The organism is Amnibacterium sp. CER49 (assembly GCF_029846255.1).
Taxonomy (GTDB): Bacteria; Actinomycetota; Actinomycetes; order Actinomycetales; family Microbacteriaceae; genus Amnibacterium.
Map to the genome: position 1 here is coordinate 1,320,421 of NZ_JARVWQ010000002.1, position 9,052 is coordinate 1,329,472.

Below are 9,052 nucleotides of genomic sequence, written 5' to 3' on the forward strand. Positions count from 1 at the left end.
AGTCTCGCAGCGCCCGCAGGACCCCGCTGCGGTGCGGGAGCGCGCCGTGCAGACGCGGCGCTCGTATCCTTCGGGGCGTGTCGCGAGCCGAGGCCACCGCCGTACCCGTGCGCGAGGCGACGGTGGCGACGGCCGCGCCCGTGCTCGAGCGCCTCCGCGCCGCGCTGTCGGGGCGGCTGCTCACGGTCTGGGGCCCGGTCGTCGTGATGGTGATCGCGGCGCTCACCCGGCTGTGGGCGATCGGTGCCCCGAACGTGCTCGTCTTCGACGAGACCTTCTACGTGAAGGACGCCTGGTCGCTCTGGCACCTCGGTTACGAGGGCAGCTGGCAGGGCACGAGCATCGACAGGCTGTTCGCCTCGGGCCACGTGAACGGCTTCCTGACGGGGCCGTCCTACGTCGCGCACCCGCCGCTCGGCAAGTGGATCATCGGGCTCGGCGAGGTGCTCACCGGCGGGGCGAACCCCGCGGGCTGGCGCGTCTCGGTGGCGGTCGTGGGGATCCTCGCCGTCGCGCTGCTCATGCTCGTGACGCACCGGATGTTCCGGACCCCGCTCGTCACCGTGCTCGCCGGGTTCCTGCTCGCGATCGACAACCAGGCGATCGTGATGTCGCGGGTCGCGCTGCTCGACAACATGGTGATGTTCTTCGCGCTCGCGGGCTTCGCCTGCATCCTCGAGGACCGGTTCTGGACCGAGCGCCGGTTCGCCGCCTGGCTCGTCCACCGCGAGCACGGCGTGGGCGCGTGGGGACCGACCCTGCTCTGGCGGCCCTGGCTGCTCGGCGCGGGCGTCGCCTTCGGGCTCGACTCGGCCGTGAAGTGGTCGGGCCTCTACTTCCTCGTCGCGTTCACCGCCTACAGCATCGCGACGGACATGATGCTGCGCCGCCGCGCGGGCGTGCGGTTCTGGTACAGCGCGAGCCTGCTGAAGCAGGCGCCGGCGACCCTGCTGGCGCTCGTGCCGGCCGCGCTCGTCACCTATGTGATCTCGTTCACCGGCTACCTGCTGTCGCCGACGCACTACTTCTCCTCCGATGCGCCGTGGAAGGGGGCGTTCGCGTGGGTGCCGAAGCCGTTCCAGGACCTGCTGCACTGGCACCACGACATCTACGGCTTCCACACCGGCCTCGCGACCCCGCACCCCTACAGCGCGCCCGCGATCCTCTGGCCCCTCATCGCCCGGCCCACCTCGATGTACTGGGACGGCGCCTCCTCCGCCGGCGGGGACGGCTGCCGCTTCCGCGTCTGCGCATCGGCGATCACCGACCTGCCGAACCCGCTCATCTGGTACGCGGGGATCGCCGCGACGATCTACCTGCTCGTCCGGTTCGCCCGCCGCCACGAGTGGCAGGCGGGGCTCATCCTCATGGGCTACGTCGGCGGGTACCTGCCGTGGCTGCTCTACCCGAAGCGCACGATGTTCTTCTTCTACTCGATCGCGTTCGAGCCCTACCTCGTGCTCTGCCTGGCCGCGACGCTCGGCCTGCTCGTGCTGCGGCCCGCCGCGACCGACGACCCCGACGAGATCGTCGCCGCCGAGGCGCGGTACGGGATGCGGGTGCGCCGCGGCATCGTGATCGCCTTCCTCGGGATCGCCGTGCTGCTGTCGGCGTTCTTCTTCCCCCTCGACTCCGCCATGCAGACGCCGTACTGGTTCTGGCAGGCGCACATGTGGTCGACGACCTGGATCTGACCACCACGATGGAGGGGTGAGCGCGCACCCCTTCGACTCGATCCGGCCCGACGACCTCCGGGCCGGGGGCAGCGTGAAGTGGACCGCGTTCCCCGAGGCGATGGGCGCCTTCGTGGCCGAGATGGACTTCGGGCTCGCTCCCGCGATCACCGCCGCGCTGCACGAGGCGGTCGAGGTGGCGCGCACCGGGTACGTCCCCTCCGCGCTCACCGACGGCCTCCGAGCGGCCACCGCCGCCTGGTGCGCCGACCGCTTCGGCTGGAGCGTGCCCGCGGAGCGCGTGCAGCCGCTCGGTGACGTGCTCGCCGGACTCGAGCTCGTGCTGCGGCACTACTCCGACCCGTCCGCGGCCGTGATCGTGCCGACGCCCGCCTACATGCCGTTCCTCACGCTGCCGACGCTGCTCGGGCGGCGGATCATCCAGGTGCCGAGCCCCGAGGTCGACGGCCGGTACGAGCTCGACCTCGTGGGCATCGCGCGGGCGTTCGAGCAGGGCGCCGACGTGCTCGTGCTCTGCAACCCGTGGAACCCGGTCGGGCGCGTGCTCGACCGGGACGAGCTGCTCGCGGTGGCGGAGGTCGTCGACCGGTACGGCGGCCGGGTGTTCGCCGACGAGATCCACGCGCCGCTCGTCTTCGCGCCGCACCGGCATGTGCCGTACGCGTCGGTGTCCGACGCGGCCGCCGCCCACGCGCTCACCGCGATCAGCGCGTCGAAGGCGTTCGACCTGCCGGGCCTCAAGTGCGCGCAGCTCGTGCTCTCGAACGACGCGGACGCCGAGCGCTTCGTGGACGTCGGCGCCTTCGCCGCGCACGGCGCCTCCGGCTTCGGCGTGATCGCGAACACCGCCGCGTACCGCGGGGGCGGCGCGTGGCTCGACGACGTGCTCGGCTACCTCGACGGCAACCGTCGCCGCTTCGGCGAGCTGCTCGCCGAGCGCCTGCCGCAGGTGGGGTACCGGCGGCCGGAGGGCACCTACATCGCCTGGCTCGACATCCGGCGCCTCGACCTCGGCGACGCGCCCGCCGACGCGCTGCTCGAGCGCGCCGGCGTCGCCCTCACCGACGGCGCCGCCTGCGGGACGCCGGGCTTCCTCCGCTGCGTGCTCGCGACGCCCCGTCCGGTGCTCGAGGAGCTCGTCGACCGCATCGCGGAAGCCGTCGGCTGAGCGCAGGTGGGCACGAGGGGTAGGGCCAACCCCCGCCCGAAGAGGCCCACCCGCCGGATGGGGACCGCGACGCCGGGCGGCCACGGTGGAACCATGACCACCACGACCATGACCACCACCACCGTTCCCCTGGCGCAGCCCGCGACGACGCGCGGCCGCGGGATCGGCGCCGCCTACGGCGGGTTCTGGCGGCGGATGCCGCGCGAGCTCGGCTACCTCGCCCTCACCACCGTGATCGGCCTCGCGTCGCTCACCGTGCTGCGCGGCCTCGAGTCGCTGGGCGCCGGCCTCCTCACGGTCCTCGTCGGCCTCGTCATCTTCGCCCTGCTGCTCGTGCTCACGCGGTACCTCGGCGTGTTCGAGCTCCGCCGCCTCCGCTGGGCCCGCATGCCCGAGATCGCCGCGCCCCGATGGTCCGCGCCGTTCCGCGGCAAGACCTTCTTCAAAGCCCTCGGCGACGTCTTCGGCAACCCGCACTCGTGGCTCTACTACCTGCACAGCGGGATCGTGAACCCGGTCCTCGCCGTGCTCACCACCGCGGTGTGGCTGCCCTGGATCCTCGCGAGCGTCGCCGCCGCGACCACGCCGATCTGGGCGTCCACGAGCCCGTACGGATCCGGCGCGACCCTGACCCTGCACGGCTCCCTCTTCCACGTCGGGGGCTGAACGCCGGCCGAGGTCGCCGTCGCGGCGATGGGCGGCGGCTTCGACCCGACGCGGGCCGCGTGGCTCGTCGGTGGGCTCTGCGCGCTCGGCCTCGGCATGATCGCGGCGTTCCCGTTCGTCACCCGCGGTCTCGTCCGGGCGCACTGGGGCCTCGGCCGGCTGCTGCTCGCCCGCTTCCGCTCCGAGGAGCTCGGCGCCGAGGTCGAGCGGGTCGGCGCCGCCCAGCGCGCCGCCGTCGCCGCGGAGGACAACGCCCTGCGCCGCCTCGAGCGCGACATCCACGACGGGCCGCAGCAGCGCCTGCTCCGCCTCCAGATGGAGCTCGCCGCCGCCGAGCGCCGGCTCCCGGCCGACGGATCCGCCGCCGCGCAGTCGCTGCAGGAGGCCCGGGTGCTCGCGCAGGAGGCGCTCGACGAGCTGCGCGCGCTGTCGCAGGGCTTCGCTCCCCCGCTCCTGCAGGACCGCGGGCTCGAGGCCGCGCTCGAGGCGCTCGCCCGTCGCAGCGTCGTGCCGATCGACGCCGAGATCCGCCTCGACGGCCCGCTGCCGTCGCCCGTCGAGCGGAGCGCCTACTTCGTCGCCGCCGAGCTGACGAGCAACGCGATCAAGCATGCGGCCGCCCGGCGGATCCTGCTCCGCGTGACGACCGAGTCGGCGGGCGCGGCCGGCGGACCCGCGGTGCTCCGGATCGCGGTGACCGACGACGGCGTCGGCGGCGCGGCTCCGGTGCCGCAGCACGGCCTCGCCGGCGCCACCGAGCGGCTCGCCGGCCTCGGCGGGGACCTGCGGATCACGAGCCCGGCCGGCGGCCCGACGGAGGTCGTCGCCACCGTCCCGCTGCCGGCCGAGGAGCGCGGGCGCGCGTGACCGAGTCGCTCCGGGTCGCGATCGTCGAGGACTCCACCCTCCTCCGCGAGGGGCTCGTGCGCCTGCTCGCCGAGGCCGGGTTCGAGACGGTCGCGGCCCGGCCCGACGCCACGGACCTCGATGAGACCATCACCGCCGCGCAGCCGGACGTCGTCGTGCTCGACGTCCGGCTGCCGCCGACCCACCGCGACGAGGGCGTGCGGGCGGCGATCCGCGTCCGCGCGACGCATCCGCAGGTGGCCGTGCTGCTGCTCAGCCAGTACGTCGAGACGACCTACGCCCGCGAGCTGCTCGCCGCCGGCAGCCGCGGCATCGGCTACCTGCTGAAGGATCGCGTCACCGACCTCGAGCAGCTGCGCCGGGCCATCGAGGACGTCGCCGCGGGCGGCACCGTGCTCGACCCGCAGATGGTCGAGGAGATGCTGCGGGCGCGGGCCGATCCGCTGGCCCGCCTCACGCCTCGGGAGACGCAGGTGCTGCGCGCGATGGCGGAGGGCCGCAGCAACGCCGCGATCGCGCGGGAGCTCGTGGTGTCGCCGGGCGCGGTCGAGAAGCACGTGACGAGCATCTTCGGCAAGCTCGGCCTCGAGGAGTCGGCGGCGGCGCACCGCCGGGTGCTCGCCGTGCTCCAGTTCCTCGGCGCGTGAGCACGTCCCGCCCCAGCCGCGTGTAGGTACTTCGTCCTCGTGTCGGTGCGACACGCGACTCCGGTACCTACGGCAGGACGGATCACCTACACCCGGTCCTCGGCGCAGGTCGACGCGAGCGCTCGCAGACGCGCTGTGCGAGGCTTCGCGCATGCCCGACGGTGCCGCACTCCCCCGCCGCGCGCTCCTCGTGATCGACGTGCAGAACGAGTACGTCTCCGGGGCGCTGCCGATCGCCTACCCGCCGTTGACGACGAGCCTGCCGAAGATCGCCACGGCCATCGACGCGGCCCGCGCCGCGCACGTGCCGGTGATCGTCGTGCGGCACGAGGACGAGGCGGGCTCCCCGGTGTTCGCCGCCGGATCGCTCGCCGCCGAGCTGCACGAGACGGTCGCGTCGCGGCCGTCCGACGCCGTCCTGACGAAGTCGACGGTCTCGTGCTTCGGCGACACCGACCTCGCCGAGCGCCTCGAGGCGCTCGGCGTCGACACGCTCGCGATCACGGGCTTCATGACGCAGCACTGCGACGAGTCGACGGCCCGCTACGCGGCCGACCGCGGCCTCACGGTCGAGGTGCTGAGCGACGCCACCGGCACCCTGCCGCTCACGACGCCCGCCGGCACGATCTCGGCGCAGGAGCTGCACGAGACGAGCCTGCTCGTGCTCGCGTCGGGCTTCGCCGCGGTCGTGACGACGGACGAGTGGAGGGCGGCCGTCGCGAGAGGCGAGCCGACCCCGGCCCCGAACCTCTGGGCGAGCACCGAGCCCGCCCGCGCCTGAGCACCTGACCGGACGACGGCGATCCGGCACGGAACGCGCCCGGATCCGCATCCGCACGTCCGGCGGACACGGATGCCCCGTCGTTCGGTCGGTCTCGCGGCTCAGACCGCGGCGAGCAGCCGCCCGAGGATCGCGTCGTTCGTCGGGTCGTCGTTCGCGATCGACAGGTGGCCCTCACCGGTCTCGAGGTGGACCTCGGCGTTCGGCACCCGCTGCGCAAGCCACTGCCCGTGCGCGAACGGCACCATGAGGTCCTCCGAGCCCTGCCAGACCTCGACCGGCACGGTGATCTCGCCGAGCTCGAAGCCCCACGGCTGCACGAAGGCGAGGTCGTCGTCGAGCCAGCCGTCGACGCCGAGTCGGACGGCCTCGCGGAAGCTCGCGGCGAGGTCCTCGCCGAACTCGTCGGTGATCACGGCGCGGTCGACCTCGGGCAGCAGGCTCGCCATGGCACCCACGATCTCGTCGGAGGTCACGTTCGCGAGCTGCTCGCGCTGCGGCACGAGGTAGCGGCGCAGAGCGTCCTCGCCCTCCAGGGCGGCGCCGAACTCGTCGAGGTTGTCCTGGCCCATCCCGGCGAGGAAGTCGAGGCCCTCGGCCTCGAACGGCGCGACGCCCGCGATCACGAGCACCGACGCGGCCTGGCGGAGCCGCGCGGCGCAGGCGAGGGCGTGCGGGCCACCCCCTGAGCGGCCGCCGACGACGCAGCGGGCCGCGCCGAGCGCCGCGAGCACCGCCTCGGTGTCCGCGACGACGTCGACGACCGACCGACCGGCCTTGCGGGTCGAGCCGCCGTAGCCGGGGCGGGACCACATGACGAAGCGCAGGCCGCGCCCGATCACCTGCCGCTCGAGGGCGCGGGGCGGCACGTACGAGCCGGGGGTGCCGTGGTGGAAGACGAAGGGGACGCCGTCGTCCGGGCCGCTGACGTACAGGTCGATCGTGCGGCCGTCGGGAAGGGAGAGCTGCTGCAGGGGCATGCGGCGATCCTGGCACCGCGCACTGGTGGCGCGGCGAGCGCGTCTCTGGCAGGTTGGAGGGCTGCCCGCGGCGCAGCGGACGGAGGACCCTCGTGGCGCACATCGAGCTCGCCCACGTCGACCACGTGCTGGAGGACGGGCGACCGCTGCTCCGCGACGTGAGCCTTCGGGTCGGGGAGGGACGCAAGATCAGCCTCGTCGGGCCGAACGGCGTCGGGAAGTCGACGCTGCTCGGGCTGCTCGACGGCCGGGTCGCGATCCAGGACGGCACCCGCGCGATGTCCGGCCGGCTGGGCGTCATGCCGCAGTTCATCGGCTCGATGGGCGGCGCCGCGACGGTGCGCGACCTGCTGCTCACGACCAGCCCGCCGGCGGTGCAGGCCGCGGCGGCGCGCCTCGCCGACTGCGAGGCGCGGATGCTCGAGGACGCGAGCGACGCCGCCGCCGCGATGGCGTACGGGCGGGCGCTCGCCGACTTCGGCGACGTCGGCGGGTACGACGAGGAGGTCCGCTGGGACTCCGCGTCGGTCGAGGCGCTGCACGCGCCGTTCGACGCCCTCCGCGACCGCCTCGCGAGCACCCTCTCCGGCGGCGAGCAGAAGCGCCTCGTGCTCGAGGCGCTGCTCTCGGGCCCCGCCGAGGTGCTGCTGCTCGACGAGCCGGACAACTCGCTCGACGTCCCCGGCAAGGAGTGGCTCGAGTCGTCGATCCGCGACTCGGCGAAGACGATCCTCTTCGTCACGCACGACCGCGAGATGATCGCCCGCTGCGCCGCCGCGATCGCGACGCTCGAGCGCGGGGGCGCCGGGGCGACGCTGTGGGTGCACGGCGGCGACCTCGCCACGTACGCCGACGCGCGCCGCGAGCGGAACGCGCGCGTCGACGAGCTGCGGCGGCGCTGGGACGAGGAGGAGCAGAAGCTCCGTGACCTCGTCGCCATGTACAAGGTGAAGGCGGCCTACAACTCCGACATGGCGAGCCGGCTCCAGGCGGCGCGCACCCGGCTCGAGCGGTTCCGCGCCGACGGACCGCCGGCGCCCGCGCCGGTGCCCGAGAAGGTCGTGATGCGGCTCACCGGCGGCCGCACCGCGAAGCGCGCGATCACCTGCGAGGGCCTCGAGCTCACCGGGCTGATGCGGCCGTTCTCGGCCGAGATCTGGTTCGGCGACCGCGTCGGCATCGTCGGGAGCAACGGCTCGGGCAAGTCGCACTTCCTGCGGCTGCTGCGGCAGGTCGACGACGACCGCGTCGGGGCGGACCCGGTGGGTCAGCCCGTCGCGCACCGCGGCGTCGTGCGGCTGGGCTCCCGGGTGCGCACGGGCTACTTCGACCAGTCGCACGCCCATCCGGAGTTCACGGGCCGCACCCTGCTGTCGATCCTCGACGCGGGCGGGCAGGACCGGCAGGGCCTCGACCGGGCCGGCGCCTCGTCGATCCTCAACCGCTACGGGCTCGTGAAGAGCGCGGAGCAGCGGTTCGAGACGCTCTCGGGCGGCCAGCAGGCGCGCTTCCAGATCCTGCTGCTCGAGCTCGAGGGCGCGACGCTGCTGCTGCTCGACGAGCCGACGGACAACCTCGACTTCGAGTCGGCCGAGGCGCTCGAGCAGGCGATGACGACCTTCGAGGGCGCGGTGCTGACCGTGACGCACGACCGCTGGTTCGCCCGCGGGCTCGAGCGGTTCCTCGTGTTCGGCGAGGACGGCTCGGTGCGCGAGTCGGACGAGCCCGTGTGGGACGCCGGCTTCGTCAAGCGGGCGCGCTGAGGGGTGTCCTCTGGCGGCGCCTTCGTTCGTCGACCGGGTAGCAGCACCGGACGAAGGAGCGGACCGTGGAGTACTTGATCCTCATCTACAACAACGCCGAGACGGCGGCGGCGATCGAGGGGCCCGACAAGGAGGAGAACGACCGCGCGCACCGCGAGGTGCAGGAGGAGCTCACCGCATCGGGCGAGCTCATCGAGACGCAGATCCTCGACGACCGTGAGGCGCGGGTGGTGCGGACCGGCGGTGAGGTGCTCGTCACCGCCGGTCCGTACGCCGAGGTCGCCGAGTGGGTCGGCGGCTACTACCGCGTCGACTGCGCCGACCTCGACCGGGCGACCGCGATCGCGAGCCGGTTCGTCGAGGCCCGCCGCTCCCCCGTCGAGGTGCGGCGGATCGGCCTGTCGGAGGCCTAGCGGCTCGAGGCGCGACGAGGACCGCGCGCGCGGCCGCCGTCGACGGGGCGCCCGGCGGAGCGCTGGGGCGCGG

General features: G+C 74.0%; 9 protein-coding genes. 8 read left to right on the top strand and 1 reads right to left on the bottom strand.

The window, feature by feature from the left end:
* The first annotated feature begins 77 nt into the window (after positions 1-77).
* The 6 genes from QDR37_RS16355 to QDR37_RS16380 all read left to right on the top strand — a co-directional run bounded on the left by QDR37_RS16355 (position 78) and on the right by QDR37_RS16380 (position 5,823).
* Complete coding sequence (locus tag QDR37_RS16355) at positions 78-1,694, top strand: phospholipid carrier-dependent glycosyltransferase (RefSeq protein WP_279714833.1); 1,617 nt, start codon at positions 78-80, stop codon at positions 1,692-1,694.
* Between the two features lie 16 nt (positions 1,695-1,710).
* Entirely contained in the window at positions 1,711-2,862 is a 1,152-nt protein-coding gene (locus QDR37_RS16360) for an aminotransferase class I/II-fold pyridoxal phosphate-dependent enzyme (RefSeq protein ID WP_279714834.1), read from the top strand.
* A 93-nt stretch (positions 2,863-2,955) separates the two neighbouring features.
* The gene (locus tag QDR37_RS16365) at positions 2,956-3,528 is read left to right on the top strand and encodes a sensor domain-containing protein (RefSeq protein ID WP_279714835.1); all 573 of its coding nucleotides are present in this window, start codon (positions 2,956-2,958) and stop codon (positions 3,526-3,528) included.
* 27 nt (positions 3,529-3,555) lie between these two features.
* On the top strand, positions 3,556-4,395 hold the full coding sequence (locus QDR37_RS16370; RefSeq protein WP_279714836.1) for a histidine kinase: 840 nt from the start codon (positions 3,556-3,558) through the stop codon (positions 4,393-4,395).
* A complete protein-coding gene (locus QDR37_RS16375; RefSeq protein WP_279714837.1) occupies positions 4,392-5,042 on the top strand; it encodes a response regulator transcription factor in 651 nt (216 codons plus the stop codon). Before QDR37_RS16370 ends, QDR37_RS16375 begins: the two co-directional genes overlap by 4 nt.
* Before the next feature lie 151 nt (positions 5,043-5,193).
* Positions 5,194-5,823: a cysteine hydrolase family protein gene (locus QDR37_RS16380; RefSeq protein ID WP_279714838.1), complete on the top strand. Its 630-nt coding sequence runs from the start codon at positions 5,194-5,196 to the stop codon at positions 5,821-5,823.
* 101 nt (positions 5,824-5,924) lie between these two features.
* Here the strand turns inward: QDR37_RS16380 and QDR37_RS16385 are convergent, their stop codons facing one another.
* A complete protein-coding gene (locus tag QDR37_RS16385; protein ID WP_279714839.1) occupies positions 5,925-6,803 on the bottom strand; it encodes an alpha/beta hydrolase in 879 nt (292 codons plus the stop codon).
* 92 nt (positions 6,804-6,895) lie between these two features.
* On the opposite strand from QDR37_RS16385, the gene QDR37_RS16390 reads away from it, so the two are divergent.
* Together QDR37_RS16390 and QDR37_RS16395 are read left to right on the top strand one after the other, a co-directional pair.
* On the top strand, positions 6,896-8,566 hold the full coding sequence (locus QDR37_RS16390; RefSeq protein WP_279714840.1) for an ATP-binding cassette domain-containing protein: 1,671 nt from the start codon (positions 6,896-6,898) through the stop codon (positions 8,564-8,566).
* Between the two features lie 65 nt (positions 8,567-8,631).
* Positions 8,632-8,979: a YciI family protein gene (locus tag QDR37_RS16395; protein WP_279714841.1), complete on the top strand. Its 348-nt coding sequence runs from the start codon at positions 8,632-8,634 to the stop codon at positions 8,977-8,979.
* Positions 8,980-9,052 lie beyond the last annotated feature (73 nt).

What these genes read in the sequence shown, in the direction of transcription:
- QDR37_RS16365 (WP_279714835.1), top strand. Translation starts at nt 2,956, where the DNA reads ATGACCACCACGACCATGACCACCACCACCGTTCCCCTGGCGCAGCCC.
- QDR37_RS16370 (WP_279714836.1), top strand. Translation starts at nt 3,556, where the DNA reads ATGGGCGGCGGCTTCGACCCGACGCGGGCCGCGTGGCTCGTCGGTGGG.
- QDR37_RS16380 (WP_279714838.1), top strand. Translation starts at nt 5,194, where the DNA reads ATGCCCGACGGTGCCGCACTCCCCCGCCGCGCGCTCCTCGTGATCGAC.
- QDR37_RS16385 (WP_279714839.1), bottom strand. Translation starts at nt 6,803, where the DNA reads ATGCCCCTGCAGCAGCTCTCCCTTCCCGACGGCCGCACGATCGACCTG.